General features: G+C 60.5%; 28 protein-coding genes. 10 read left to right on the top strand and 18 right to left on the bottom strand.

All coding sequences use genetic code 11. The features are described 5' to 3' along the window. The first annotated feature begins 359 nt into the window (after positions 1–359). The gene (locus Q0792_RS05050; protein WP_298837054.1) at positions 360–2,312 is read left to right on the top strand and encodes a 4Fe-4S binding protein; all 1,953 of its coding nucleotides are present in this window, start codon (positions 360–362) and stop codon (positions 2,310–2,312) included. Here the strand turns inward: Q0792_RS05050 and Q0792_RS05055 are convergent. Beyond that, a complete protein-coding gene (locus tag Q0792_RS05055; protein WP_298837056.1) occupies positions 2,306–3,040 on the bottom strand; it encodes a hypothetical protein in 735 nt (244 codons plus the stop codon). The two genes, Q0792_RS05050 and Q0792_RS05055, sit on opposite strands and share 7 nt — an antisense overlap. Before the next feature lie 94 nt (positions 3,041–3,134). Between Q0792_RS05055 and Q0792_RS05060 the strand changes: the two genes are divergently transcribed. Genes Q0792_RS05060 through Q0792_RS05075 form a run of 4 tightly spaced genes read left to right on the top strand, consistent with a single transcriptional unit; the run spans position 3,135 to position 5,592 of the window. Then, entirely contained in the window at positions 3,135–3,332 is a 198-nt protein-coding gene (locus Q0792_RS05060) for a DUF6494 family protein (protein WP_298837058.1), read from the top strand. Further along, complete coding sequence (locus tag Q0792_RS05065) at positions 3,333–4,400, top strand: Mrp/NBP35 family ATP-binding protein (protein WP_298837060.1); 1,068 nt, start codon at positions 3,333–3,335, stop codon at positions 4,398–4,400. It abuts the gene before it with no gap. Next, the gene (locus tag Q0792_RS05070; RefSeq protein WP_298837062.1) at positions 4,397–5,101 is read left to right on the top strand and encodes a biotin/lipoate--protein ligase family protein; all 705 of its coding nucleotides are present in this window, start codon (positions 4,397–4,399) and stop codon (positions 5,099–5,101) included. The genes Q0792_RS05065 and Q0792_RS05070 overlap by 4 nt, the downstream gene beginning before the upstream one ends. Beyond that, entirely contained in the window at positions 5,098–5,592 is a 495-nt protein-coding gene (locus Q0792_RS05075) for a DUF6505 family protein (RefSeq protein ID WP_298837064.1), read from the top strand. The genes Q0792_RS05070 and Q0792_RS05075 overlap by 4 nt, the downstream gene beginning before the upstream one ends. Positions 5,593–5,595: 3 nt before the next feature. Here the strand turns inward: Q0792_RS05075 and Q0792_RS05080 are convergent, their stop codons facing one another. The 10 genes from Q0792_RS05080 to Q0792_RS05125 all read right to left on the bottom strand — a co-directional run bounded on the left by Q0792_RS05080 (position 5,596) and on the right by Q0792_RS05125 (position 13,611). Further along, positions 5,596–6,402, bottom strand: a complete 807-nt coding sequence (locus Q0792_RS05080; RefSeq protein WP_298837067.1) for a substrate-binding domain-containing protein — start codon at positions 6,400–6,402, stop codon at positions 5,596–5,598. Continuing rightward, positions 6,399–7,115 carry an ATP-binding cassette domain-containing protein gene (locus Q0792_RS05085; protein WP_298838624.1) on the bottom strand — a complete coding sequence of 239 codons (717 nt, stop codon included), beginning with the start codon at positions 7,113–7,115 and terminating at the stop codon, positions 6,399–6,401. The genes Q0792_RS05080 and Q0792_RS05085 overlap by 4 nt, the downstream gene beginning before the upstream one ends. Beyond that, positions 7,109–7,813 carry an ABC transporter permease gene (locus tag Q0792_RS05090; protein WP_298837069.1) on the bottom strand — a complete coding sequence of 235 codons (705 nt, stop codon included), beginning with the start codon at positions 7,811–7,813 and terminating at the stop codon, positions 7,109–7,111. The genes Q0792_RS05085 and Q0792_RS05090 overlap by 7 nt, the downstream gene beginning before the upstream one ends. 113 nt (positions 7,814–7,926) lie before the next feature. Continuing rightward, positions 7,927–8,205, bottom strand: coding sequence for a hypothetical protein (locus Q0792_RS05095; protein ID WP_298837073.1), 279 nt, complete (start codon positions 8,203–8,205; stop codon positions 7,927–7,929). Continuing rightward, complete coding sequence (locus Q0792_RS05100; RefSeq protein ID WP_298837076.1) at positions 8,202–8,963, bottom strand: hypothetical protein; 762 nt, start codon at positions 8,961–8,963, stop codon at positions 8,202–8,204. The genes Q0792_RS05095 and Q0792_RS05100 overlap by 4 nt, the downstream gene beginning before the upstream one ends. Next, complete coding sequence (locus Q0792_RS05105) at positions 8,960–10,030, bottom strand: Rieske 2Fe-2S domain-containing protein (RefSeq protein WP_298837079.1); 1,071 nt, start codon at positions 10,028–10,030, stop codon at positions 8,960–8,962. Before Q0792_RS05105 ends, Q0792_RS05100 begins: the two co-directional genes overlap by 4 nt. Then, positions 10,027–10,404, bottom strand: a complete 378-nt coding sequence (locus tag Q0792_RS05110; protein WP_298837081.1) for a hypothetical protein — start codon at positions 10,402–10,404, stop codon at positions 10,027–10,029. Before Q0792_RS05110 ends, Q0792_RS05105 begins: the two co-directional genes overlap by 4 nt. A gap of 150 nt (positions 10,405–10,554) precedes the next feature. Then, positions 10,555–12,057 carry a tripartite tricarboxylate transporter permease gene (locus Q0792_RS05115; protein WP_298837083.1) on the bottom strand — a complete coding sequence of 501 codons (1,503 nt, stop codon included), beginning with the start codon at positions 12,055–12,057 and terminating at the stop codon, positions 10,555–10,557. Then, a complete protein-coding gene (locus Q0792_RS05120; RefSeq protein ID WP_298837085.1) occupies positions 12,054–12,545 on the bottom strand; it encodes a tripartite tricarboxylate transporter TctB family protein in 492 nt (163 codons plus the stop codon). Before Q0792_RS05120 ends, Q0792_RS05115 begins: the two co-directional genes overlap by 4 nt. 91 nt (positions 12,546–12,636) lie before the next feature. Continuing rightward, positions 12,637–13,611: a tripartite tricarboxylate transporter substrate binding protein gene (locus Q0792_RS05125; protein WP_298837088.1), complete on the bottom strand. Its 975-nt coding sequence runs from the start codon at positions 13,609–13,611 to the stop codon at positions 12,637–12,639. Between the two features lie 148 nt (positions 13,612–13,759). On the opposite strand from Q0792_RS05125, the gene Q0792_RS05130 reads away from it, so the two are divergent. From Q0792_RS05130 to Q0792_RS05145, 4 genes are read left to right on the top strand one after another with little or no spacing between them, the layout of a single operon-like run. Next, positions 13,760–14,656, top strand: a complete 897-nt coding sequence (locus tag Q0792_RS05130; protein WP_298837091.1) for a LysR family transcriptional regulator — start codon at positions 13,760–13,762, stop codon at positions 14,654–14,656. Continuing rightward, positions 14,653–15,396 (top strand): sulfite exporter TauE/SafE family protein, encoded by a 744-nt coding sequence (locus Q0792_RS05135; RefSeq protein WP_298837093.1) that lies wholly within the window; start codon positions 14,653–14,655, stop codon positions 15,394–15,396. The genes Q0792_RS05130 and Q0792_RS05135 overlap by 4 nt, the downstream gene beginning before the upstream one ends. Then, positions 15,393–16,523 carry a mandelate racemase/muconate lactonizing enzyme family protein gene (locus Q0792_RS05140; RefSeq protein WP_298837096.1) on the top strand — a complete coding sequence of 377 codons (1,131 nt, stop codon included), beginning with the start codon at positions 15,393–15,395 and terminating at the stop codon, positions 16,521–16,523. Before Q0792_RS05135 ends, Q0792_RS05140 begins: the two co-directional genes overlap by 4 nt. A gap of 40 nt (positions 16,524–16,563) precedes the next feature. Beyond that, positions 16,564–17,181: a glutathione S-transferase family protein gene (locus Q0792_RS05145; RefSeq protein ID WP_298837098.1), complete on the top strand. Its 618-nt coding sequence runs from the start codon at positions 16,564–16,566 to the stop codon at positions 17,179–17,181. Here Q0792_RS05145 and Q0792_RS05150 read toward each other — a convergent pair. Genes Q0792_RS05150 through Q0792_RS05175 form a run of 6 tightly spaced genes read right to left on the bottom strand, consistent with a single transcriptional unit; the run spans position 17,178 to position 22,024 of the window. Then, positions 17,178–17,846: a fumarate hydratase C-terminal domain-containing protein gene (locus tag Q0792_RS05150; protein ID WP_298837101.1), complete on the bottom strand. Its 669-nt coding sequence runs from the start codon at positions 17,844–17,846 to the stop codon at positions 17,178–17,180. The two genes, Q0792_RS05145 and Q0792_RS05150, sit on opposite strands and share 4 nt — an antisense overlap. Then, complete coding sequence (locus Q0792_RS05155; RefSeq protein WP_298837104.1) at positions 17,843–18,799, bottom strand: fumarate hydratase; 957 nt, start codon at positions 18,797–18,799, stop codon at positions 17,843–17,845. The genes Q0792_RS05150 and Q0792_RS05155 overlap by 4 nt, the downstream gene beginning before the upstream one ends. Before the next feature lie 58 nt (positions 18,800–18,857). Beyond that, positions 18,858–20,615, bottom strand: a complete 1,758-nt coding sequence (locus tag Q0792_RS05160; protein WP_298837106.1) for an FAD-binding protein — start codon at positions 20,613–20,615, stop codon at positions 18,858–18,860. Next, the gene (gene sdhC / locus Q0792_RS05165; RefSeq protein WP_298837108.1) at positions 20,612–20,956 is read right to left on the bottom strand and encodes a succinate dehydrogenase, cytochrome b556 subunit; all 345 of its coding nucleotides are present in this window, start codon (positions 20,954–20,956) and stop codon (positions 20,612–20,614) included. Before sdhC ends, Q0792_RS05160 begins: the two co-directional genes overlap by 4 nt. After that, positions 20,953–21,294 carry a succinate dehydrogenase gene (locus Q0792_RS05170; RefSeq protein ID WP_298837111.1) on the bottom strand — a complete coding sequence of 114 codons (342 nt, stop codon included), beginning with the start codon at positions 21,292–21,294 and terminating at the stop codon, positions 20,953–20,955. Before Q0792_RS05170 ends, sdhC begins: the two co-directional genes overlap by 4 nt. A 4-nt stretch (positions 21,295–21,298) precedes the next feature. Next, positions 21,299–22,024 (bottom strand): 2Fe-2S iron-sulfur cluster-binding protein, encoded by a 726-nt coding sequence (locus Q0792_RS05175; protein WP_298837114.1) that lies wholly within the window; start codon positions 22,022–22,024, stop codon positions 21,299–21,301. A 122-nt stretch (positions 22,025–22,146) separates the two neighbouring features. Here Q0792_RS05175 and Q0792_RS05180 point away from each other — a divergent pair, with 122 nt between their 5' ends. Then, positions 22,147–22,935: a nitroreductase family protein gene (locus Q0792_RS05180; RefSeq protein ID WP_298837115.1), complete on the top strand. Its 789-nt coding sequence runs from the start codon at positions 22,147–22,149 to the stop codon at positions 22,933–22,935. Between the two features lie 9 nt (positions 22,936–22,944). Here the strand turns inward: Q0792_RS05180 and Q0792_RS05185 are convergent, their stop codons facing one another. Further along, positions 22,945–24,261, bottom strand: coding sequence for an aspartate aminotransferase family protein (locus Q0792_RS05185; RefSeq protein ID WP_298837118.1), 1,317 nt, complete (start codon positions 24,259–24,261; stop codon positions 22,945–22,947). Positions 24,262–24,805 lie beyond the last annotated feature (544 nt).

Here is a 24,805-nt window from a genome sequence, read left to right on the forward strand (position 1 = left end):
CGATTGCGCATTTGGATAGGCTACACCCAAATCAGTTCCCTGTTTTCTTGTTTGGTCCAGCCTAGCAAATCAGACGCATTATCCCAGAAAAAACTGCATACAACCGCGCACAATCACTCACAGCCTTTTGCGCCAGCGCACCGGAGCCCGGATACAGCCATGTTTCAAAGGCAAATTGCAGCGTTTCGCAGAGCAAAACAGAAAGGGAATTATTCTGCACTTCTCACAGGGTGCTGCGTATTTTGCCCTTTTTGATCGCCGAATCCTGTTTACCTCTGCGGCCAGACCTGAATAGCTGTGAACGCTGCTGTCCTGTGCGGACCGGCCGCCCCGGCGGAGCAGCAAGACAGGGAGAGGATATGACGCGCAAACTGATCCTGTGTGACTGCCTTGGCAGCCAGTCGCCGGACGCCGGCACAATTACCCGCGTGACCGGGCTCGACTGTGCGGGCATGCTCACCGACGCCTGCGGTGGACAGATCGACCACACCGCCCGCCTGATGCAGGATGGCGATGTGATGATCGCCTGCCAGCAGATGGCAGGACTTTTCACCGATCTTGCGGCAGAGATCGGCGTTGACACCCCGGCTTTTGTCGATATCCGCGACCGCTCCGGCTGGAGTGATGGCGCGGAGGCCGCACACCCGAAAACCGCAGCACTTGTGGCCGAAGCGCTTCTGCCTGCCACCGCCGGAAAGAGCGTGGATATCGTCTCGGAGGGCGTCTGCCTGATCACTGGCCCGGCAGACGCAGCGCTCGCGGCAGCACAGGAACTCTGTGAAAGCCTGTCGGTGACTGTGCTTCTGGACGCACCCGCACCCGTTGATCACGGCCAGAGTTTTGACGTGGTCGCCGGCAGGATCGCCCGGGCTTCCGGGACGCTGGGTCAGTTCAGCCTGCGCATCGACGGCTTCTGTCAGGTCATTCAGGGCGGCCGGGGAGATACCGGCTGGAGCGATCCGCGAGACGGGGCCATGACGGAATGCGATATCCTGCTGGACCTGAGCGGTGCCCCTGCCCGTTTCAGCGCCCACGAGAAACGCGACGGTTATCTGCGTGCGGATCCGCGCAACCCCGGCGAGGTGTCGCGCGTCCTGCTTGAGGCAGTACAACTGACCGGCACTTTTGAAAAACCGCTTTATGTGCGCCTCGAAGAGTCGCTCTGCGCGCATTCGCGGGCTGAAAAACCCGCCTGTTCCAAGTGTCTCAATGCCTGCCCGACCGGCGCGATCACGTCTGCCGGCGAGCATGTCGCCATTGATCCGATGATCTGTGCGGGCTGCGGCGCGTGTTCGGCGCTCTGCCCCTCCGGCGCGATCAGCTATGACGCACCGCCGGTATCTACCGTTTTCTCACGTCTGAATACACTGGCCTCGACCTACCGCAAAGCAGGCGGCACAGACCCGCGCCTGCTGGTGCACGACGGTTATGGCCGCGAAATGATCTCTCTGGCCGCACGCCATGGTCGCGGCCTGCCCGCCGATGTCATCCCGATGGAAACCGATGCGCTCGCAGGGTTTGGCCATGCGGAGATGCTTGCAGCACTGGCCTGCGGTTTTGCGACCGTCAGCATTCTGCTGGCACCGAAATCAGATCGCGAGGTCCTCACGTCGGAAACCGCGCTCGCCAATGCCGTAACCGGCGAACCGACCGTCGCACTGCTGGATGTGAACGATCCTGATGCACTGTCTGACACGCTCTTCGATGCCGCAGCGACGACTGCACTGTCAGACCCAGTACTGCCCATCGGCACCCGCCGTCAGGTCACACGGCTCGCAGCGCGTGCGCTCCGGCCTGATACGGAAGCGCTTGCTCTGCCCGAAGCAGCGCCCTACGGGGCCGTATTGGTGGACACCGATGCATGCACCCTTTGTCTTGCCTGTGTATCGCTGTGTCCGTCAGGCGCGCTTGGAGATAACGCCGACCTGCCACAGCTGCGCTTTCAGGAAGACGCCTGCCTGCAGTGCGGGCTCTGCAGCAATGTATGTCCCGAGAAAGCAATTACCCTGGAACCTCGCCTGGATCTGACAGACGCAGCCTTTACCCAGAAGGTTCTGCACGAGGAGGACCCCTTTGCCTGCGTGGAATGCGGCACTCTTTTTGGGACGAAATCAACGGTCGAGCGGATTATGGAAAAGCTCGCCGGGAACCATCATATGTTTGCGACTTCAGACGCAGCGCGCATGATCCAGATGTGCGACAACTGCCGGATTCAGGCCCAGTACCATTCCGAGAACAACCCGTTTTCAGGCGGCGAAAAGCCCAGAGTGCGTACAACCGATGACTACCTGAGCAAACGCAGGGATCACTGAAGTTGCAGCGGCGCACCCAGATCGGCCGGGGTCACCCCGGAGACATAAGCGAGGATCGCCTCCAGGTCGTCGACCGTCAGTTCGACAGGCACAATCGGCGATGGCAGGCTGGGATCAAAGGGATCGGTCACGCCATCAATCTGTGTGAAACTGGGATGCGGGTTCAGCAGATGAAAGTTGGCAAAACGCCGGTCCCAGTCGCTGAAGCTGCGCAACACCCGGAAAGACGGGGTGGACCCCATCCCGTTCATTCTGTTGGATTCGTTGATGACATGACAGCGGCCGCACAGCGTCAGCGACAGCGCTTCGCCTTTGTTGCTGTCGCCGTCAAACGAAACATCAAGCTCAGCTTTCACTACGGTCAGCTCGGCCGAGTAGGTCGTACCATCCTCAGCCGTAAAGCTCTCGATCGTGCGTTTGCCCACGTCCGAGCGCAGCCAGTCCAGAAACCGCACCGCGCGCGGGTCGCCGTTGTGTTCGAGGCCCCACCGCTGACCGGCGCCCTGAAAGACTGCCGTGCCACCATCGGTAAACTGCATTTCCGCGGCAGCCCCCTCGTCCACACGCGTGATACGCACCGAAGTTTTGAGCGAGAAACGCGGGACAATAAACTGCGCAAGTCCCGACGCTTTGAGCGCTTCCGGAACCGCCAGGCGCAGTTCTTCGGCCCCGGACACCCCGGGCAGCAGACCCACAGCGCAGACAACTGCTCCGATAAACCTCCGCATACCGCGTCTCCTCCGCCGTTGGTATGCCACACAGCCTAGGCGGGCGTTTTGTCCACCGTCAAGTTTTCATCCTGATCTCAAGAAGGACCATACCATGTCAGAAGACTTCAACATGTCGATGCGTAAATTTCTCAAACAGGTCGGCGTGACCTCGCAGCAGGCAATTGAGGAGGCGATGCGCAACGCCGGTGATACCGCCGGAAAAACATATGAGGCCCGCGTTGTACTGACCATCGACGGGCTGGATATGGAACACGTTGTCAAGGGCCGGATCACGGGTGGGCAGAGCTGAATGACTGTCACACGAGACGCGGTTCTGGCCGCACTGAAAGAGATCAGCGATCCGGTGAGCGGGTCCGATCTGGTGTCTGCGGGTCTGGTCAAGGCACTGACTGTCGGTGACGACGGCGCCGTGCGCTTTGTTATGGAAGTGCCCCCGTCCCAGGCCGACACCTACGCCGTTGTGCGCGATGCCGCAGAAGCCGCTGTCAAGACGCTGGGATCCGACAACGTGTCCGTGGTGATGACTGCCCATACTGCGCCGGCCGCCCCGCCTGACCTGAAACCACAGCGCCAGTCAGAACCGTCCGGACCACAGAAAGTTCCGGGCGTGGACAGGATCATTGCCATCGCCTCGGGCAAGGGAGGCGTTGGCAAGTCAACCGTTTCGTCAAACATTGCCTGTGCTCTCGCAGCCGAAGGACGACGGGTCGGACTGCTTGATGCAGACGTCTACGGGCCGTCACAGCCCCGGATGCTGGGGGTATCCGGCCGGCCCGCGTCGCCGGACGGCAAAACCATTCTGCCCATGCGCAATTTCGGCGTGACCATGATGTCCATTGGCCTGATGACCAACGACGACCAGGCAACCGTCTGGCGGGGGCCTATGCTGATGGGCGCGCTGCAGCAGATGATGAACCAGGTGCAATGGGGCGCGCTTGACGTGCTGATCGTGGACCTGCCGCCGGGAACGGGCGATGTGCAGATGACGCTCACTCAGAAGTTTCACGTCGACGGAGCCGTCGTTGTGTCGACACCTCAGGATGTCGCGCTGCTTGACGCACGCAAAGGGATCGACATGTTCAACCAGCTGGGCACGCCGATCCTGGGTATGATTGAGAACATGTCCACGCATATCTGTTCGAACTGTGGCCACGAGGAACACGTCTTCGGCCATGGTGGGGTCGCGGCCGAAGCGGAGAAAATCGGTGTGCCGCTGCTGGCGGAAATTCCGCTGCATCTCGACATCCGTATGGCCTCGGACGGCGGCGCTCCGATCGTCGTGTCCAAGCCCGACAGCCCTCAGGCCACGGCCTTCCGCGATGTGGCAAAACGGCTGATCGCTGACGGCAAGGCATGAGCGGTCTGCAGTTTCCACCGCTGTTTTCCGGCATGGCAACCGCAGGTGCCGACCCGGTGGCTGCCGCATGTGCCGAAGCCCGGCGCGGGTGCGATGCCGGCCTGGTCACCTATGACGTCACGGCCGAACGCCTGCGCGCAGCGATTGTTTTTGCACCGGAGGTCCCGCTGTCCGAGGCTCTGATTATGCTGCCTGTCTGCGGCATAGGATTTCAGAACGCTCTGGGTGCCATCGCCCCACCGGAAGTGAGTGTGCATCTGGAGTGGTCGGGCCGCATCCGCGTAAACGGCGCGTCGGCCGGGGCCATCTCGTGCTTTGCCAGCCACAGGGAGCCCGGGGCAGAGCCTGACTGGCTGGTCATCGGCCTTGATCTGGCGCTCGCGGACGGCGCCGAAGAAACGGGTATGACCCCGGATGTCACCACATTGTATGCTGAAGGGTGCGCAGAGGTTGACCCGGGCGACCTGCTGGAGGCCTGGGTGCGTCATTCGCTGGTCTGGCTGAACCGATGGACAGATGAGGGACTGCGCCCGCTGCACCGCGAATGGGAAGGCCTGGCACACGGCCTGAAAGAACAGGCAACACTCGCCGGGCACACCGGGACCTTTATCGGCGTTGATGAAACCTTTGGAATGCTGTTGCAGCACGACGGTGAGACGCGCATCATACCCTTGACCGATCTGTTGCAGGACACGCCATGAAACTCGCCCGCGCCATCCATTTCGACGACAGCGACACCCGTGTGTTCCACAGCCCGGCGCGCACGGGAGAGTGGTGTATCTCGGGTGGTTTTGAGTTTTCAAACTGGTCAGAAGGCGACCTGGTGGGCAAGGCAAAGCAGGCCTTTACCAATGGCTGGATGGGCGTGGAAACTTTTGGGCGCACCAGCTTTGTCGCCGTGACGCAGGTTGAGCAAAACGAGATTGATGCCCTTGCACAGGCGCTGGCGCAGCACTTTGTCGATATCTATGGCGCGCCCTCGGCCGCGGCAGCCCTGCCGGTCGCAACAGAAGAGCTGCAGCAGATGATCGAGCTGTGCGAGGATTTTGCGCCAAACACCCTGTTGACCGTCACGCGCGAACTGACGGACGCCGGCGTGCGCGAATCCTACGGCATGATTGAGCCTCAGGACGCCGGTATTGAGCAGTTTGCCGTGCATGGATCGCTCGACGACGAACCGCACCAGCATTGAGGGCTATTGCGCCGTGGCATTGAACGTAAAGAGCGTCTCGCCGTTTATGCTGTAACTGTCGATCAGTTCCTGTGCACGCGGACCGGTCAGCCAGGCTTCCAGTTTCTCTGCAAGATCATTGCGCACGTGGGCATGTCGCTCCGGGTTTACCGGCAGAAAGGCATATTGGTTGAACAGCACCGGATCGCCGGCGTAGAGCAGTGCCAGATCTCCCTTGTTGCCAAAGTTCAGCCAGCTTGCCCGGTCCGCCAGGATGTAGGCGTTCAGACCCGAGGCGGTGTTCAGGCTGGCACCCATGCCTGCGCCGACCTGCCGGTACCAGCCGCCAAAGGTGTCGGCCTTAAAACCAGCCTGCCGCCAGAGGGAGAGCTCCTTTTTGTGCGTGCCACTGTCATCGCCGCGGCTGACAAAAGCGGGCCTCGCGTCTCCGATTTTCTGCAGCGCATCGATCGCCGAGCTGGCAATGCCAACTGCCGCCGGATCATCCACCGGGCCGATAAAGACAAAGTCGTTGTACATGATTTCCCGCCGGTGCGTGCCGTACCCCTCCGCCACAAATGCCTCTTCGGCGCTGCGCGAGTGCACCAGAATGGCATCCACATCCCCTGCCTGTCCAAGTCGCAGCGCCTGACCTGTGCCGACAACCAGCAACCGCACATCGATACCGGTATCCTCGCGGATTGCCGGCAGCAGAACGCCGGACAGCCCGGAGTTTTCAAAGGAGGTGGTCACAGCCAGTTTCATCTCTTCGGCAGAAGCCACAGAAGTAAACAGTGAAACAGCCAGTCCTGCCAGCAGTCGTCCGATCATGTGACGATATCCCCCCTGAGAAAAGCGCGTAGCGCATCGGATTGCGGCGCGTCGAAAAAGCCGGGCGCCTCACCTGTTTCATGGATACGCCCATGCAGCATAAAGACCGCATCCTTTGCAAGCCGCCTGGCCTGCCCGAGATCATGTGTTGTCATGACAATCCGGGTGCCGGCCGCGAGCGCCGCGCCAAGCAGTATTTCGATAGCCCGGGTAGAAGCCCCGTCAAGATTGGCGCAGGGTTCATCCAGAAACAGCACCTGCGGATCGCGGATCAGCGCCCGCGCCAGCGCAAGGCGCTGTTTTTCGCCACCGGAAAGCCGGGTCGCCTGCAGTTTCAGCCGGTCCTCAAGGCCGGTACGCTCTGCCCAGAGAGCCACTGCGGCTTCAGTCTCCCTGCGCGGCCTGCGCAGCAGCTGCAGCGGATAGCGCAGATTGTCGGCCACAGACCGGCGCAGCATGATCGGCGTCTGGAACACGTAAGCCTGATGGTGCTGTGCCTCCTGATCCGGCACGGCCCACCGCACGGCCCCTTCGCTCAGTCTCTCCACCCCGTGCATCACGCGCAGAAGGGTCGTCTTGCCGCTGCCGTTCGGCCCGATGATGATGGTCAGCCCATCGGCGCCCAGCGTGTGATCCACAGGGCCGATCAGCCGCTTGCCGCGGCGGCGGACTGTGACATTTTCAAGTGTAAGCGGAAGAATGCGGCTCACCAGCGGCCCTCCCTTTCGGTCCGGGACAGCCAGTGAATGGCGATGTTCACGCCAATGGCCAGCGCAATGAGAACAAAGCCCAGCGCCAGAGCCAGCGCAAAATCTCCCTTGCCTGTCTCAAGGGCGATTGCCGTGGTCAGCACCCGTGTCGCGTTGTCGATATTGCCGCCGACGATCATGATCGCGCCGACCTCGCCGATTGCGCGCCCGAAACCGGCCAGCGATGCTGTCAGCAGATTGCGCCGCCCGTCGAGAATGAGGGTCATGATCCGCTGGCGGCCGCTGGTGTTCAGAGAGATCAGCAGATCGTGGTATTCGGCCCAGAGTTCCCGCATGGCCTGATGTGTGATCGAAGCGATGAGCGGCGTGATAATGATCACCTGGGCAATGATCATCGCCGTTGGCGTGAACAGCAGGCCCAGAACGCCAAAGGGGCCGGAGCGGGACAGCAGAATATAGACAATCAGCCCGACAACCACTGGCGGCAGCCCCATCAGCGCATTGAGCAGCGAAATGGTAAGCCTGCGGTAACGGAACCGCCGGATCGCCAGAAGCGTGCCGAGCGGCAATGCAATGGCCGATGCAATCACCAGCGCCGTCAGACTGACCTGGAGAGAGCGCAGGCTGATCTCGATCAGGTCCGCATCCAGGGTCACCACCAGCCAGAATGCTGCTGCCAGACCTTCGTAGATATCATTCATATGTCAGGTCAGCCCTGGCGCCCGGAATTGAGAAAAATGTACCAGATGAGTAGGCCATACGACAGGGCTTCGCAATGCGCGACCACGTGCAGACTGCGACCCCGTGCAAGGGGTCAGCCGTCGTTCTGGTCCTTGCCGGATGGCAGTTTGTCCCAGATTTTCTGAAGCAGGCTCAGCAGAACGAATACCCCCACCGCCCAGATCAGCAGTTCGTAGGGGGCCGCATCGGTACCGCGCAGCCAGCGGCCCAGAAGGCCCCCCTGCGGACGCAGTTCCTCGATCCCGAAAAGGCCGGAGCGCGGCCAGAATGACCACGTCCAGAAACGGGACAGATAAACCACAACGGCCGTGACAAAGAACATGAAGACCAGGATCAGAACACGGCGTATCATCGGATCAGTTCCACCGTGTCAGGATCCATACGCAGAACCAGCAGGTCACCGCGCCGCTCTACCTCGCCCTCAAGCGAGATAAACTGAGCCACGTGATGATAGGCGCTTTCCGGCAGGGCCGTCCCGTCAGGACCGGTGATCAGCAGAAATTCGTGCCCTTCGACCGGCTGCGTTGTGACGAACACCGGTGGGATATCGCCGAGCAGGCACAGATTGGCGCAGGCTTTATGTGCGATGCCACGCCCGGGGCGCATCGCTCCGGCAAGACACTTGCCGTCACAGATTTCGCCTGCCAGGCGCCACCGCCCCAGCTGTTCTGTCTGCATCGCCGGTGCTTCGCCCTCGACACCGGAAATGCCGTTGCGCCCCCCGCGCAGCTGCATCATTTCCAGGTCACCCCGGTCCAGGATCACTCCCGATACCTTTGCCAGCTGGCCTTCGAGCGGCGCGGTGCGCGAGATGACGCTGTTCTTGCCCTGACCGGACAGCATGAGCGTCTGGCCGACGGCGATGCGTTCACTGCCTTCGGTGACACGTACCAGGGGATAGGGCGTCATTTCGACAACCCCGGTGACTGTCTGACGACCGTAATCAAACCGGAACGCACCGTTGCCGGGATCATCCTGTGCCACACCGAGTGCCAGACCCAGGCCACCCAGCCCCGAGACAAAGATAACGCAGGCAACAAGCAGGAAGGTTCTCAGTCCACGCGGAGCGGAAAGATACCCGACAAAGAAGGGGCTGTTTTTGTCACTCATGCCGGCGCCTCCTGAGCTGCATGATCCGGCACAGGCACCGGCTCCACATATGTCCCCGGCGGGTTGGCGGCCGGATCGACCTGAACGCGGGTTCCCTCAAGTCTGAGGTTATAGGTCGGCACTTTTTCGGTAAAGGGTGCCGGCGACTGCCCGGAGGTCACGTCGTACTGGAACCCGTGCCAGGGACAGGTCACGAGACAGTCAATGATCCGTCCCTCGCCCAGCGGCCCGTTCTGATGCGCGCAGGCATTCGAAATAGCGCTCAGGGTGCCGTTGTTGAGATATACCGCCACCCGGTCACCCGCAGGCAGCAGGCGTATCTTGGCAAACCCGTCTGACATCTCGGAAACATCGCAGATGTCAATCCATTCGGCGGTTTCAGCCGATATCGCGGCATCGGCACGGCGCTCATGCAGAGCAGCCATCAGGTGCAGCACACCAACCGCAACTGCACCACCGATAAAAATCACCGTAAAGGCATGGTTCTGCTGGTCCTGCAGAATGCCCAGCGACACATGCGCGACAACCGACAGATACGCCGGGTAGATGAGATAGTGGATGCGCTTCCACACAGGTGGTGTCAGAAATTTCATCCAGAAATCATGGCTGGTCGCTGACAGGATCACCAGGACGAGCAGCGCGAAAATGCCGAAAACCTCAAACGGAAAACCGGCAAGCTGGCTGTAAGATGTATTGGCGAAAAGCAGCGCCTCAAATTTATCGGAACTGGAGAAGGCGAAATACCAGTTCAGAATGTAAGAGGCGTGCGTCAGGGCAACAAAGACGGTCATCACGCCAAAATGGCGCCGGTTGTACAGCAGCGGCAGAAACCGTTTGTCGAGCCGTGCCAGCGGTCCGATGCACAGGATAACGGTCAGCATGACAAAGGCGCAGGCCCCGAACGCGCGTGCATTGTGCACCTGCGGATCAATGGGGCGTTCGTGGCTCAGAATGCCCGGCGCGGCATAGAGGAACACATACAGAAACAGCGCGACCCCGACGAGCATGACAGCGTCGTAGATGTACTTATTGGTGTTCCACTGAACGGGCGTGTATTTGACGCTCACTGGCTCACCTCCTGGGCAGGCAAAAGCTGGACGGGTGCCACATCCGCAGGCCAGGTCTGGCGCAGTGCGAGGCCGGTCAGGATGATCAGTGCGATGCCTGCAGGCAGGATCATTCCAACCGCAAAATGTGCTTTGCGCGGCGGATCATACCGCCTGCCCCACGCTTCGCGCCCGGTTTCCCAGACATACCAGCGCCACAGCACCAGCGGCCAGATCACCATCACCCCGGGGATCAGCAAAGGCCGGAAAACATACGCGCCCTGTGCGTCCTCATCAATCCGGTCCATGCCGATCGTCAGAAACACAGCAGCCACGGCCGCCCCGATCATGGCCCAGATCCGCAGACCCATCAAAATCGCTTCGGCTTCGTTCATCGATCTTCCCGTTGTCTCGCATCATATTCTGCGTCGCAGGGTGCGCCAGTTTGGCGGGAAATCAAAATCACAATTTCCGCAATTTCCCCTGTTTCCCGGGATTTACCTGCCATGTGGTTTTCCTGCTGCAGTCTGCGCGGATTGCCGCCGCTATTTCCCGGCCAGCGCACTGGTGCGCACAGCCCGCACGCCCGCGCGGACAATCGCAACAACCGTCAGCACCGTCAGCCCCCAGAAGAACCAGGTGATCGGCCCGCGGAACAGGATCATGGGGTCACTGCCGGACATCAGCATGGACTGCCGGAAGTTGTCCTCGAGCAGCGGCCCGAGAATAAAGGCAATCAGGAACGGCGCGGCGGGCACCTGGAAACGCACCATCATAAAGCCGACCCAGCCCATCACGAACATCACGCCGACATCAAAGATGTTGTTGTTGACCGCAAACACGCCATAGACGCAAAGCACCAGAACACCGGGGATCAGAATACGTTTCGGCACATCCGCCACATATTTGAAACCGCGGATGGCCACAGACCCGATAAAGAACAGGAAAACAGAACTGACGATCAGACCAATGAAGAGGCCATAGATGATATCGACGTTCAGGATGAACATCATCGGTCCGGGTTGCAGGCCATGGATCATAAAGGCGCCGATGATGATCGCCGTGATGACATCCCCGGGCACACCAAGTGCGAGCAACGGGATAAGTGTGGCGCCGGCGACGCCGTTGTTACCGGCCTCGGAGGCCGCCACGCCCTCCACTTCACCCTTGCCGAAGTTCTCCTTGTTTCTGGAGGTGCGGCGCGCTTCCGAATAGCTCAGGAACGCCGAAGGCGCCGCACCGATCCCGGGAATAGACCCCAGGAAAACGCCAATTAGACTGCCACGCACGATAGATTTGAAACTCCGCCGGTAGTCGGCAAAAGTGACCCAGTTTTTGCCCAGGCTACGCGCCGTGCCCACATGCGCTGTGGGGTTCCAGACCATTGCCAGAATTTCCGGAATGGCGAAAAGCCCGATGAGGACAGCGATAAAGTTCAGCCCGCCCATCATGTTGGGATCACCAAACGTAAAACGGTTGGTGCCGTAGACCAGATCCAGCCCGATTGTCGCCAGGAGCAGGCCCAGAAGCGCCGACAGCGCACCGCGCAGAAGGCTCTTGCCCGACACACCGGCGATAATGGTCAGCGAAAAGAGGATCAGGGTGAAAAATTCAGGTGGCCCGAAACTGAGGGCGAAGGATGCGAGCCAGCCTGCAAACAGGATGAGAGCCAGGTTCGATATCACATCGGCCGTACACGACGCCCAGAGCGCCATGCCCAGCGCGCGCCCGGCCTCACCCTTTTCCGCCATCGGGTAACCGTCGAGAATGGTGGCTGATGAGGCGGGCGTTCCGGGTGTCTTGATCAGGATCGCTGGTATCGACCCTCCGAAAATCCCGCCCTTGTAAACACCAAGAAGCAGCAGAATACCTGTGATCGGCTGCATCGCAAAGGTAAACGGCAGCGTCAGCGCCACAGCCATGGTGGCCGACATCCCCGGGATTGCCCCGCCGACGACGCCGATGGCAACCCCGACAAACAGCGCCAGAAAGGCTTCGATATTGCCAACGACGCTCAGGCCCGCGGCGATGCTGTCAACAAAACTCATGGCAGCCTCAGGACATTGCCCTGCGGGATCGCCACACCGGCGACATGTGCAAAGAATGCGTAAAGTATCAGAGGGATAAGCACAGCACAGACAACTGCTGTGACCGGATGGCGTGTGCGCACCAGAAAGGCAGATGCGACGAAAACAAGCATTGAGGTCAGCACCATTCCGAGGCGGGGCATCAGAAACATCGTCAGCGCCATGATGGCGGCCATGCCCGCCAGTCTCATCCATGCAGCCGCAGGATTGTCTGACGGCTCATTCACAGGCTCGCCGTCGTCATCCGACCCCAGCCCGCCAAAGAGCAGCCCCAGACCGGTAAGGCCGGTAAATCCCGCAAGTGCATAGGGCCAGAAGAGCGGTGACAGGATCAGCTTCTGCACATTGCTGGGCGAAGACACCCATTGCGGAATGGCCCACAGCAACAGAAAAAGAGAGGCAAGAATGGCCCCGGCCCCCAGCGATATCTGAACCTGTCGCTCTGTCATCAACCGATCCCCCCTGCCAGGGACGTTAGTGTTGAAAACGCCGGGCCACAAGAAGCCCGGCGTCTGTTGCACTGGCACAGTGCTGAAAGGCTCAGCCCTCGATGCGCATACCCAGATCATCAACAAGTTTGCGGAAGGTGTTATACTGACCTTCGATAAACTCGTTGGCTTTCACCGGGTCCATCAGTTCGATGACCGACCCACGGGCTGTCATCTTCTCCAGAAACTCAGGGTCCGCTGTCGCCGTTGCCATCCACGCGCCCCACTTTTCCGCAACATCATCGGGCAGATCATCCGGCCCGGCGATACCGGTCCAGCCCACCAGCTGGTGCAGCGCAGGTTTGCCGAGATCCGCCGCAGTCGGCGCATCAAAGCCTGGCACCGGGTCTGGCGTGGTGACCATCAGCGGCACCAGCTGTTTGTTGGCGACAAAGCTCGCCAGCGCAGAGGAGTTGGTGCACAGGAATGTCGCTGTCCCGTTCAGCACGGCCGTTGCCGCCGCGCCGCCGCCTTTCTGAGGAATGTGCGTGGTCTGCGTCAGCGGCTCTTCAACACCGAATTCCGACAGCACCATCACCGCAGCAATATGCAGCAGCGATCCGACACCGGAAGAGGAATAGGTCACGCCGCCTTCGGCCACTTTCGCAATCAGATCATCCATCGAGGTGATGCCCGAGGACGGGCTGACGGCACAGGCCACCGGGTTGATCTCGTAGACTGTGACAAACCGGAAATCATCCAGCGTATACGGCAGCGTAGCCTTCATCGCCGGGTTCACCGAATGCGATCCGACCCGGGCGAAAAGCATGGTGTAGCCGTCCGCTTTGGCGTTCTGCACCGCCACGGATCCGGTCGCGCCGCCGGCACCCGTTACGTTTGCCATAACCAGCGGGCTGCCAACGGCATTCCCCAGCGGTTCCGCAATCGTACGTGCCGAGATATCAGTTGCCCCGCCCGCGCCATATGGGATGACCATATTGATGGGCCGCTCGGGGTACTCTGCCGCCGCTGTTGTGGCAAGACCGAGACCGAGGGCGCAGATGGCGCCAAGTGTCCTGAATTTCATAGTTTCCTCCCAGTTGAATCCCTGTTCAGACCTGATGGATCAAGCGTCCTCAGCGCCCTTGACAATTGGTATCGTTAAGACATGCTTTGAAGAAGCAATATAAAATTACACAGATCGTTAGCCACGCTAACACAAAAGGCTGTCACTCATGTCCATCCGAACCCTGCGGACGCTGATCGCCATAGATGACAACAAGACCTTCAGCGCCGCGGCTGATGCTGTCTTTGTGACCCACGCTGCGGTCAGTCAGCAGATGCGTGCACTGGAAGAAAACTGGGGAGTGCAGCTCTTTGACCGCAGCCGCCGGACACCCGAGCTGACACCACTTGGACGCGCGCTGGTTGCCCGTGCGCGCGAGGTGGTACGGGCCTATGACCAGATCCTGCCGTCTGTGCTGGGTGAAACAGGTGTCAGCGGTGAAATTGCACTGGGGGCTCTGCCGACCACCCTGACAACGCTGGTCCCGTCGGTCATCTCAATGCTGGTGGGCCGTCACCCCGATGTGCACGTACGCCTCTTTCCCGGGCTGACGACCTCCATGGTCTCGCAGCTTGAACGCGGTGCACTGGATGCGGCGCTGATCACACGGCCCGGCACTCTGCCGCCCGGCCTTGCCTTTCACGACATCGCCGAAGAGCCGGTGCAGCTTCTGGCTTCGCTGGATACGGCCAGTGATGATCCGTTTGAGCTGCTGGCTGAAATGCCCTTTATCCGGTTCAACCGCGACGCTGTCGTGGGCCACATGATCGAAGCATGGCTTCAGAAAAAAGGCCTGCGGGTCAATGAGACCATGGAGCTTGAGGATCTTGAGGCAATTTCCAGCATGGTCCACGCGAATCTGGGCGTCGCCATTGTGCCCCGGCGCTGCGTTCAGATGCGCGAGCCGCTGCCTCTGAAACGGCTGTCACTTGGTCCGGATGCACCGGTTCGCCTTCTGGGGCTTGCCCACCGGCGGGATAATCCGCGTACTCGCATTGTGGCGGAACTGCATGATCTGTGCCTGAGGGCCATCCGGGAAAACGCAGGCGCGCCCGGTGATACATGACCGGCACTGAGGCTCTGTTTATCCTCCTTGGCGCTGCCGCTGCGGGTTTCGTCAACGGTCTTGCGGCCTTTGGGACCGCGCTGTTTGCGATGGGCTTTTTTCTCACGGTCATGCCACCTGTGCAGGCGGTTGCAATGAGCGTCGTTCTGGCAGCCGTCAACGGACTGCAGGGGGCGTGGGAAGTGCGGCGCGAAATCATGGACGCGCCCGCCCGCCTTGCCCGTTTCGTAGTTCCGGGCCTTCTGGGTGTTCCGCTGGGTGTCTCGTTGTTGCAGATACTGGATGCAGGCGTCCTGAAGCTGACGATTGCTGTGTTTCTGATCCTGTATGGCGGGTATTTTACGCTGCGCCGTCAGCTGCCGGCCCTGGCCCCCCGCTCCGGCGTACCGGATGCCCTTGTCGGGTGTGCGGGCGGCGTGATGGGCGGGGCTGCGGCCCTGTCCGGCGCTCTGCCCACAATGTGGTGTTCTTTGCGCGGCTGGCCCAAGAACGAGCTGCGCGCAGTGCTGCAGCCCTTCAATGTCATTATCCTGTCTGCAACCATGGCCCTGCTGGTTGCCAGTGGTGCCTTCACACGGCAGACACTTGTTTTCCTGGCGCTGGCATTGCCCGTGGCACTGGTGTTTGCCAGGCTTGGGCTGATGGTGTTCCGGCGCCTGCCGGACGTGGTTTTCACAAGGCTGCTGATCGGGCTCTGCCTTGTTTCGGGAACGGGCATGCTGATCCGGGAGGCGCTGTGAGAATTGAGCGTATCGAAGTTTTTGTGTTTCGCGCTCCGACGCCTGCACCTGTGGCAACGTCGTTCGGGGTCATGCGGGACAGACCGGCTGTTTTTGTCCGCCTGACCGATGATCAGGGCGTACAGGGCTGGGGCGAGATTTTTGCCAACTGGCCTGCTGCGGGGGCCGAACACCGGGCGCATCTCCTGATCCGCGATATCGGGCCGATGTTTCTCGGGCGCGCCTTTGACAGCCCATGGGATCTCTGGACGTGGCTTTCGGATGCAACGCATATCCGGGCGCTGCAGTGTGGCGAGCCCGGCCCGTTTGCGCAGGTTCTGGCGGGACTTGATACCGCCGCGCATGATATCTGCGCGAGGCATCTGGATATGCCACTGGCGCGCGCCCTCAACCCTGAGGCTCTTGCAGAGGTCCCGGTTTACGCCAGCGGCATTGCCATAGACCGCGCAGATCCGCTGATCTCCGCTGCGCGCCGTCGCGGCATCAGCCGCTTCAAAGTCAAAGTCGGTTTTGACATGGAGCAGGATCTGGCGCGGCTTGCTGCGCTGGTCGCAGATTTTGAGCCGCATGAAAGTCTGTGTGCGGATGCAAACCAGGCCTGGAGCATCATGCAGGCGCTGACATTTCTGTCTGCCGGCGCGGGACTTGGCCTGACATGGCTGGAGGAGCCTCTGCCGGCTGACAGGCCCGCAACGGAATGGGCAGCCCTTGCCAATGTCGGGGCCATCCCGCTGGCCGCTGGCGAAAACATTGCCGGCAGCGCAGATTTCAGCGCGGCACTGGCGGCCGGGCATCTGTCCTTTCTGCAACCGGATGTGGCTAAATGGGGTGGTGTGTCGGGCTGCTGGCAGGTCGCTCAGGAGGCGCTCAGGGCCAGCGTCACTTACTGTCCGCATTATCTTGGTGGCGGTATCGGGCTGATTGCGTCCGCGCATCTTCTGGCCGCGGCGGGCGGCCCCGGTGTGCTGGAACTCGATGCCAATCCAAACCCGCTGCGGGATGCATTTTTCGATCACGACCCGGTGCAGAACGGGCGCTGGCAACTGAATACAGAACCGGGCCTCGGCATATCCGATCTGCCACAGGCACTTCTGCCGTTTGAGACGCTTGCGCTTGAACTTTCCTGAAACGGCATCACCCTTGCGCAGAACAGGGGCGGAGGATCACATGTACACACTCTATATGGCAAAGGGCACATCAGCCCTGGCGGCGCACATCCTGCTGGAGGAAATCGGCGCGGAATATCAGACACGGATATTGTCCGTCCCGGGCGGTGACCATCAGGCCCCGGATTATCTCGCCGTTAATCCCCGCGGCCGGGTGCCCGCCCTGGACACACCTCAGGGCGTCATTACGGAAAACCCCGCCATCCTCGCCTATCTTGCGCAGGCTCATCCGGAGCAGAATCTCGCACCACGGGACCCTTTCGCCTTTGCCACTGCGCAATCGGCGAACCTCTATCTGGCGTCAACGATGCACCCGGCCTTCGCGCACAAACTGCGAGGTGCCCGTTTTGCAGACGATCCTGCCGCAATCGCTTCGATGAAAGAAAAAGTGCCCGCAAACATCCTCGAATGCGCCCGGCTGATCGAGGATCACCTGCTGCAGGGGCCATGGGTACTGGGCGCGACCTACTCCATGTGTGACCCATATTTCTTTCTGGTACACCGTTGGATGGCGGCAAACGACATCAGCACGGATGCCTTCCCCCGGATAGCAGCCCATGTCGATGCCATGCGCGCGCGCCCCGCGACACAGGCAGCGCTGGCGCAACACGGGCTCTAGCCGATAATTTCATCGGAACGGTCGTCGGTTTCGCCGTACCGGCGCATGACAGCCGGACGTGTCCCTTCGTAGACGCGTTCGATATTCTGCTCGATCAGCGCGTTCTCACGCTCGAACAGGCAGGCACCGGTGAGGTCAGATGCGACAATGAACGGGCCCATACGACGCGCCCGGATCACCCACATCGCCTGGGCAATCCCAAGCTCTTCGTGCCAGTGTACCGCTTCGACTGTTTCGACGCCGCGCCCCAGCAGCGCGCCGGTGCCATAACCTACCGTGGACAGATAGACCGCGCCGTTCGGGACGAAGTATTCCCTGTAATCCTTTGAAGACATGCCACCTTTTCCGATGATCAGCCGGGCACCCGTGCGGGCCATCCACTCGGGCAGCCACTTGGCGAACCGGAAACTGGCCGTCGCCGTGACAGCGCCCAGATCAAAGGATCCGTCCTCGCGGATCACAGCCGCCGGGGAGCAGTGAAAATTAGCTGAACTTTCGGCTGGCAGTTCCATCGGGATGTTGGCGTTTTCCTCCAGCGCGCGCATATAAACGCCCTCGCGCGCGGTGTAGATCAGACCGTCCAGATAGACGATATCGCCCAGCCGCAGATCGGCGATGGCTTCGGCAGTGGGTGTGGTGCTCAGGACAACTTCGCGCAGGCTCATTCCGCGGCCTCCAGTGCGGGTTCCCATTCGACACCTTCGCGCCGCTGATAATCCGTGAACCAGTCCGGGTCGGTACGGTGCTCGACGCGTCCGTCCGGCCAGATGCGGGCCACGGCCCGGCGGGATGAAAGGCAAAAGGCATGTACCGACATCTGCATACCCCCGGTATGGCAGTAACCCACTTCAATATTGCAGTCTATCACCATGTTTTTGCCAACAAATCCCATCGCTCCCATACCGATGGAGTTCCCCAGCTCACGGAATTCGTCCTCCATCTCGGCAATGCGCGGATCAGAGTTGCGGCTGCCCACAGTGCGCAGCGTCGCGGCACGTTTGCCCAGAACCATGCAGGTGTCTTTTGATCCGCCAAGACCGATCCCGATGATGGCAGGCTGGCAGGCCAGCCCCCTCTTGCCAAAAGCCATGAGGCTGTCGAGGTAAAAACGTCTGATCCCCTGAATGCCGTCCGACGGAAAGAGCATCCGGTAATCTGTTCCGAAAAGTCCGCCTTTGTGCACAGTGATCAGGTCAATCCAGTCGCCTTCGGGTTCAAAGCCATATTCGATCTCGGGCGCACCGATGCCAACATTGTTGTTATGATCGGTCCGCCACAGAGGATGCACGCGGTTGGGGCGCAGGGGAATGCCCGTGGTGGCATTGGCAGTGGCGCGACGGAGTGCTGCCTCAAGTGCAACCGGCCCCCCTTCAATACGGGCCTCATTGCCCATTTTGACAAACCAGCGCGGCACGCCGGTATCACCGCACATTGCGCGGCGATCCTCTTTCGCAGCCGCGTAGTTATCCAGCATTGCCTTGAGAACAAACGAGGAAAGATCGCCATCCTCGGTTTTTGATGCTGCCTTCAGACCATCGAGATAGTCCTGTGGGATCTCGATGGCGGCCTTGTCCATCAGCGTCTCTGCTGTGCTTTCGATCAGACTGACCGGGATCATACCAAATCCTCCCTGCCGGTCGTCGCCGGCCCTGCTGTGCTCGGTGTCGCCCCGCAGTTCATTGCGCGGCCACGAGCGTTTCCGGTTCTCCGTCCGGCAGGATGGTCTCGCCGGGCCGCACAACCGTGAACTGAACGTCCTCACGCGTGACGCTGACCTGTTCGCCCTCTCTGCGCGCGACGGTAAAATAGCTGTCGACCATGGCGCCTTCCTCCGGGAAGTCTTCACGGTAATGCGCCCCGCGGGAATTCTCGCGCGCCAGAGCTGCCTTTGTAATCACTTCTGAAATCTCACACAGGCTGGCGAGGTTCAGCCAGTCGTGCCAGGTGAGGTTAAAGGCGAGGTTCTCCGCCGACACCCCGGTCTCCAGCAGCTCTGCGCTGACCTCACGGATCCTGCCCAGCCCCCGCGTCAGACCATCGGCGGTGCGCATCACGCCCACGTCGTCCCACATCGCCTCCTGCAGCTGATTGCGCAGCGGTTGCACCAGGGCTGGTTTCAGCTGCAGCGGCCGCACCGCCCGCGCGACTTCTGCCTGCAGTACGTTCTCGTCAGGGTCACGCAACGTCGGCATGCGACGCAGATCCTGCCCCATAACATCGCCTGCGATACCGCCGTATACAGTGGAATTGGCAACACCATTTCCCCCAAGGCGGTTGGAGCCGTGGGCGCCGCCCGCGTCTTCACCCGCGACATAGAGACCTTCCAGCGCCGTCCGCGTGTCCACGTCAACGACCACGCCGCCCATAAAGTAATGCGCTGTTGGCACGACCTCGACGAGTCCGCCCGCCAGGTCAAAGCCGCTGTCAGCGCACCGTTTCACCATGCCCTTGAATTTTCGGCGCACGTTTTCCGGGCCCAGATGCGCCATCGAGATAAACATGCCCTCCTGTTCAGGGTCGTTGTTTTTGCGCATTTCGGCGTAGATTCCGCGGCTGACGACATCGCGTGTCGCCCGCTCGCCCAGCCTGTCATAGTCATACATGAACCGGTGGCCCGCCGCATTCAGCAGCTGCCCGCCGGCACCGCGCAGACCCTCCTCCAGAACAGTACCGGTCATGCGGCTGTGGCTGCCGGCCAGCAGCCCTGTGGGATGAAACTGCACCATCTCCATGTCTCGCAGGGGCAGGCCCGCACGCAGCGCCATAGCCAGACCGTCCATGGTCTTGTCGCCGCTGGGGGTGTGATAGCGATACATCGTCGGCCCGCCGCCGGTCGCCATCAGCACTGTCTTTGCACGGACAAACCTGAAACCACCCGTGCGCATGTCAATCATCAGCACACCGGCCAATGCCGTGCCGTCACGCGTCGGGATCAACCCGATGGCCCGGTGCTCCTGCAGCTTCTCAACCGGGCGCGCCAGCACCTGCTCCATCAGGCGGTTGATGATCTCGATGCCGGTCAGATCGCCCTTGTGCACCGTGCGGTCCGCCGTCTGACCGGCAAACGCTTTCTGATGCAGCGTTCCGTCAGCATTCCGGTCAAAGAAACACCCGATCTCGTTTTCAAGCTCGGTGATGCGCACAACGGCCTGTTCACACAGACGCCAGGCCATGTCCTGGTCCGGCAGCCATTTGCCGCCCTGAATGGTATCCATGAAATGACGCTCGACAGTATCGCCGCCACCCAGTGCGACGTTGTAGCCGCCCTGCACCATACGGGTGCACCCGCATTTGCCGATCAGCCCTTTGACCGCAATTGTGATCTTTGTCCCGGCAGGCGCTGACTGCTGGGCGTGTAAAGCCGCAAAGAGGCCCGCGCCGCCGGTTCCGAGGATCAGGACATCCGTGTCGTGTCTTTCAATAACGGGTTTCATATGGAGATCACCTGCAGAAAAAACGAGCCGGACAGCAGAAACGCAAAACCCACAGCACCGGCGGCCAGCGTCTTTTGCGGTGCAGACCAGGGCAGCCATTCCATGGCCATCAGGCGCAGACCACCGGCCATGTGTACCGCAAGCAGAAATACGAGCCCGAATTCGGCAACCTTAACAACAGGCTGGTCAGCAAAGCTCAGAAACTGGTTCAGCTTTTCCGGCTGCGTCAGGGCATAGGACAAAACCCAGAAATGCACCGGCAGAAAAAGGGCCAGCGCCACACCGGAAACCCGGTGCAGCACATAGGCCAGCCACAACGGATGTGTGCGTGCATACCTCATGACGCACCCCCTGCTGTGACCGCATGAACCGCCCGGGCACCCATCAGGAGCAGCAGGCCACCGGTGCCCCATGTAAAGGCCGCCAGCCCGGCGCCGCGGAGACCTGTGTGTTCATGCACGATGACGCGCAGCCCGATTGCCGCATGAACCGACACCGCGACAACAAAGCTGCCGTAAAACAGAAACCAGAAGACAGACCCCTGGGTTCGTCCGAGGATTTCTTCGGCAGAGAGCCCGCCCTGCACCGCGTAGATCATGACAGCGATATGGCCCAGTGTCAGAGGCGCCATGACCAGAGCGGAGATGCGTTGCGCCATATAGAGATGCAGGTTCATCATGAGATCAGCGCCGTTTCCTGAAAAAGTTCCTGGTGGTTTCCCGTTTCAGCCCGGCAATAGCCGACATCGGGTCAAGTTCGTTGGGGCAGTAGACGGTGCAACTGCCCATCGAATGACAGTTGTGGCAGCCGCCGTTTCCCGACACCGCATCCAGAATATTCACACGATCATCGTGTTTGGCGTCGTTATAAAGCGTCCACGCGCGCTGCAGTGCCGCCGGGCCCAGGTAGTCAGGGTTGCCCGCCACCGTATCGCAGGCCGCATAACATACCGAACAGTTAATGCACTCGATACCCGCGCTCGCCTCTGCCCTGTCGGTTTCCTGCGGGTCAATCGCCTCCATCGGGTCATGTCGCGTGGCACTGGGGCTATGCACGCCGCCAGCCGCGACCCACTTGTCGAAAAACGGGTCCATATCCGCCGCGAGGTCTTTGATCACAGGCAGATTACGCAACGGCCCCACCTGTACGGCGCCGTCCTGTACCACAGTTCGGATGTGCGTTCTGCATGTCCAGCGTGGCCGGCCGTTTACCATCATTGCGCAGGAACCACACATGCCAACGCGGCAGGCAAACCGGTATGTCAGTGTCGGGTCTGCGTATTGCTGAATCCAGGACACCACGTCCAGAATGGTCTGGTTTTCGTAAGCCGGCACCTGAAATGTCTCGTATGCGCCATCAGCACCGCCGCGCCAGACAGACACCTCGAGTTTTTCGGCCTCTTCCGGCACACGGGACTCCCGGCTTGTGGAAAACAGATTTCGCAAGATATAACTTCGAGTAAAGCTAACGAGAAGGAATATGTTCTAATGGTTTTCGTAAGCTGCACTTACACAACTGGACGACTGAGCCGATGAGCGACATACGCCTTCAGGACCTGCTGATCCAGCGGTTTGGTCAGTCACCCGATGTTCCCGCAGAACTGCAGGACAACGCCTTTCTCACAGCGTTTGCCGCCCGCGGATCCTGCCGGTCGTTCGGGGCAGAGCCGCCCGCAGACCACCTCCTGCACACCATCGCCGCTGTGGCTCTGGCCGCGCCATCAAAGAGCGATCTGCAACAGCGCAACATTCTGATTGTCAAAGACCCCGGAAAAACCGAAAAGATGCGCACCCTGCTTGCCGCACAGGAATGGATTGCCGCAGCACCCGCCTTCGTGGTTTTTCTGGCCGATAACCGGCGGCAACGCCAGATTCAGGACTGGCATAGCGAACCCTTTCCGAATGACCATCTGGACGCATTCTTCAACGCCTCTCTGGATGCCGGGATCGCCCTGCATGCCTTCATAACCGCGGCGAATGCTGCCGGTCTGGGATGCTGTCCGATCAGCACAATCCGCAATCATATGAACGATGTACGGGATCTTTTTGATCTGCCGGATCAGGTGTTTGCGGTGGCGGCCCTGGCCGTTGGATACCCCGCAACGGAGCCTGCGGTCAGCGCGCGTCTGTCTCTGGATGCGACCGTGCATACCGACCGGTTCCGCGCAACAACCCGCGCCGACATTAACGAATATGACGAACGGCGCAAAGCTGGCACAGACGCGCCACTCTGGTCGCTTGCCAAAGCCAGAATGTACGCCCGTGCGCAGCGCAGCGACTTTGGGGCCTTCATTCGCAGAATCGGCTTCCGGACAGATTAGGAACGCAATCTAAAGCACTGCAGAAAAAGTTTTTTCCAGCTTCGTGACGATCTCGTCAATCTGTGCATCCTCGATAATAAAGGGAGGTGCCAGCAGGATGTGGTCACCAGTGCGGCCATCAATTGTGCCGCCCATCGGGTAGCACAGCAAGCCGTTGTCGAAAGCATGCTGTTTCAGTTTTTTGTGCGTCGCCGCTGACGGATCAAACGGTCTTTTATCTGCCCGGTCCTCTACCACTTCGAGGCCGATGAACAGGCCGCGTCCCCTTATGTCACCGATATGCGGGTGCTGGCCAAAGGCAGTGTGCAGCGCGTTCTGCAGTTTCTCTCCCATCGCGGCACACTGCGCAACGAGCCCACCTGTGAGCTTCGACACGACCGCGTTGCCCGCCGCACAGGCCGTCGGATGCCCGATATAGGTGTGACCGTGCTGGAAGAAGCCTGTGCCGTTTGCGATGGCGTCATGGATAGCAGAGGTGCACATCATTGCGCCGATCGGCTGGTACCCGGCGCCAAGCCCCTTGGCGATCGTGACGATATCCGCTGTGATGCCTTCCTGTTCATGCGCAAAAAGGCTGCCGGTCCGGCCCATACCGCACATCACCTCATCAAGGATCAGAAGGATACCGTACTGATCACAGATTTCCCGGATACGTCTGAAATAGCCTTCGACAGGTGCAACGGCACCCAGCGTTGCACCGACGACCGGTTCGGCCACAAAGGCGATTACCGTCTCCGGCCCCAGTCGCTGCAGTTCAGTCTCAAGCTCATTGGCGACGCGCTGACCATAGTCGAACAGCGTCTCCCCCTCCTGCTGACCGCGATACGCATAGCACGGCGAGATCAGGGACGTATCCACCATGATCGGGGCAAAGGCCTGTTTGCGCCATTCATTCCCACCTGTGGCCAGCGCACCAAGCGTGTTGCCGTGATAACTCTGCCGCCGGGCAATGAACCTGTGCCGTTCCGGCTGGCCGATCTCGACGAAGTACTGCCGGGCCAGCTTCAGTGCGGCTTCGACCGCCTCGGATCCACCTGATACAAAATAGACCTTTTCCAGATCACCCGGTGCCACCGCGACAAGGCGGTCTGCGAGTTCTTCTGCCGGGTCGGATGTAAAAAAGCTGGTATGTGCATAGGCAAGCTGTGCTGCCTGTTTCTGGATTGCAGCGATTACATCCTGATCGCTGTGCCCGAGACAAGAGACAGCAGCACCACCAGAACCGTCAAAATATTGTTTACCTTCAGCATCATAGATGTAGGCACCTTTGCCTATAGACGCACGTCGAGGACTGGTCATAGAGTGCCGGCCAAACACATGTGACATTCGAATTCTCCCCTGTTGCTCTGATTGTGTGAAGCACATGCAGCCTTCGCTGACAATGCACTGCACACAACTGACCACCTTCGGAGATGCTGCAAAGGGATGGGGGGACATGGCCAGGCTTGCTTTTGCCACGGACACGGCGCGCAACTTTAAACTGCGCGAATATGAGGGTCGTGGGCACACATGCCTGCCACGTCCGGCACAGCGCGCCGGGTCTGAAAGATGCGCCACCTGCGCTCCGGTGGCGGGATGATCTCCGTATCAGGCGCGGTCCCGGATACCGGAAGGGTTCAAAAAATCGTGCGCTTACAACGCGGTTCCGGCACTGATCAGCGCGTGTCCGGCAGGTCACGAGAGGCCGTAAGCCACAAAAGCAGTCGTCCTGATGCAATCAGAAGCGTGAATACGCGCCCCGCCTTGCAACCTGTACCGGCGCGGGCCATCATTCAGGACGACTCACCGAATTGCTTTTGTTATGCGCAGCAGTTTTTTCGGATACGAAGATTGGCAGGCCTGCCGGTATTGGCGGCACAGCGTGCCAGGC

Origin of the sequence: uncultured Roseobacter sp. (genome assembly GCF_947495025.1) — a bacterium.
Taxonomy (GTDB): Bacteria; Pseudomonadota; Alphaproteobacteria; order Rhodobacterales; family Rhodobacteraceae; genus Roseobacter.

Excerpts from the sequence above, each read along its gene's own strand:
- Q0792_RS05050 (WP_298837054.1), top strand. The coding sequence starts at position 360 with ATGACGCGCAAACTGATCCTGTGTGACTGCCTTGGCAGCCAGTCGCCG.
- Q0792_RS05055 (WP_298837056.1), bottom strand. The coding sequence starts at position 3,040 with ATGCGGAGGTTTATCGGAGCAGTTGTCTGCGCTGTGGGTCTGCTGCCC.
- Q0792_RS05060 (WP_298837058.1), top strand. The coding sequence starts at position 3,135 with ATGTCAGAAGACTTCAACATGTCGATGCGTAAATTTCTCAAACAGGTC.
- Q0792_RS05065 (WP_298837060.1), top strand. The coding sequence starts at position 3,333 with ATGACTGTCACACGAGACGCGGTTCTGGCCGCACTGAAAGAGATCAGC.
- Q0792_RS05070 (WP_298837062.1), top strand. The coding sequence starts at position 4,397 with ATGAGCGGTCTGCAGTTTCCACCGCTGTTTTCCGGCATGGCAACCGCA.
- Q0792_RS05075 (WP_298837064.1), top strand. The coding sequence starts at position 5,098 with ATGAAACTCGCCCGCGCCATCCATTTCGACGACAGCGACACCCGTGTG.
- Q0792_RS05080 (WP_298837067.1), bottom strand. The coding sequence starts at position 6,402 with ATGATCGGACGACTGCTGGCAGGACTGGCTGTTTCACTGTTTACTTCT.
- Q0792_RS05090 (WP_298837069.1), bottom strand. The coding sequence starts at position 7,813 with ATGAATGATATCTACGAAGGTCTGGCAGCAGCATTCTGGCTGGTGGTG.
- Q0792_RS05095 (WP_298837073.1), bottom strand. The coding sequence starts at position 8,205 with ATGATACGCCGTGTTCTGATCCTGGTCTTCATGTTCTTTGTCACGGCC.
- Q0792_RS05100 (WP_298837076.1), bottom strand. The coding sequence starts at position 8,963 with ATGAGTGACAAAAACAGCCCCTTCTTTGTCGGGTATCTTTCCGCTCCG.
- Q0792_RS05110 (WP_298837081.1), bottom strand. The coding sequence starts at position 10,404 with ATGAACGAAGCCGAAGCGATTTTGATGGGTCTGCGGATCTGGGCCATG.
- Q0792_RS05115 (WP_298837083.1), bottom strand. The coding sequence starts at position 12,057 with ATGAGTTTTGTTGACAGCATCGCCGCGGGCCTGAGCGTCGTTGGCAAT.
- Q0792_RS05120 (WP_298837085.1), bottom strand. The coding sequence starts at position 12,545 with ATGACAGAGCGACAGGTTCAGATATCGCTGGGGGCCGGGGCCATTCTT.
- Q0792_RS05125 (WP_298837088.1), bottom strand. The coding sequence starts at position 13,611 with ATGAAATTCAGGACACTTGGCGCCATCTGCGCCCTCGGTCTCGGTCTT.
- Q0792_RS05130 (WP_298837091.1), top strand. The coding sequence starts at position 13,760 with ATGTCCATCCGAACCCTGCGGACGCTGATCGCCATAGATGACAACAAG.
- Q0792_RS05135 (WP_298837093.1), top strand. The coding sequence starts at position 14,653 with ATGACCGGCACTGAGGCTCTGTTTATCCTCCTTGGCGCTGCCGCTGCG.
- Q0792_RS05145 (WP_298837098.1), top strand. The coding sequence starts at position 16,564 with ATGTACACACTCTATATGGCAAAGGGCACATCAGCCCTGGCGGCGCAC.
- Q0792_RS05150 (WP_298837101.1), bottom strand. The coding sequence starts at position 17,846 with ATGAGCCTGCGCGAAGTTGTCCTGAGCACCACACCCACTGCCGAAGCC.
- Q0792_RS05155 (WP_298837104.1), bottom strand. The coding sequence starts at position 18,799 with ATGATCCCGGTCAGTCTGATCGAAAGCACAGCAGAGACGCTGATGGAC.
- Q0792_RS05160 (WP_298837106.1), bottom strand. The coding sequence starts at position 20,615 with ATGAAACCCGTTATTGAAAGACACGACACGGATGTCCTGATCCTCGGA.
- sdhC (WP_298837108.1), bottom strand. The coding sequence starts at position 20,956 with ATGAGGTATGCACGCACACATCCGTTGTGGCTGGCCTATGTGCTGCAC.
- Q0792_RS05170 (WP_298837111.1), bottom strand. The coding sequence starts at position 21,294 with ATGATGAACCTGCATCTCTATATGGCGCAACGCATCTCCGCTCTGGTC.
- Q0792_RS05180 (WP_298837115.1), top strand. The coding sequence starts at position 22,147 with ATGAGCGACATACGCCTTCAGGACCTGCTGATCCAGCGGTTTGGTCAG.
- Q0792_RS05185 (WP_298837118.1), bottom strand. The coding sequence starts at position 24,261 with ATGTCACATGTGTTTGGCCGGCACTCTATGACCAGTCCTCGACGTGCG.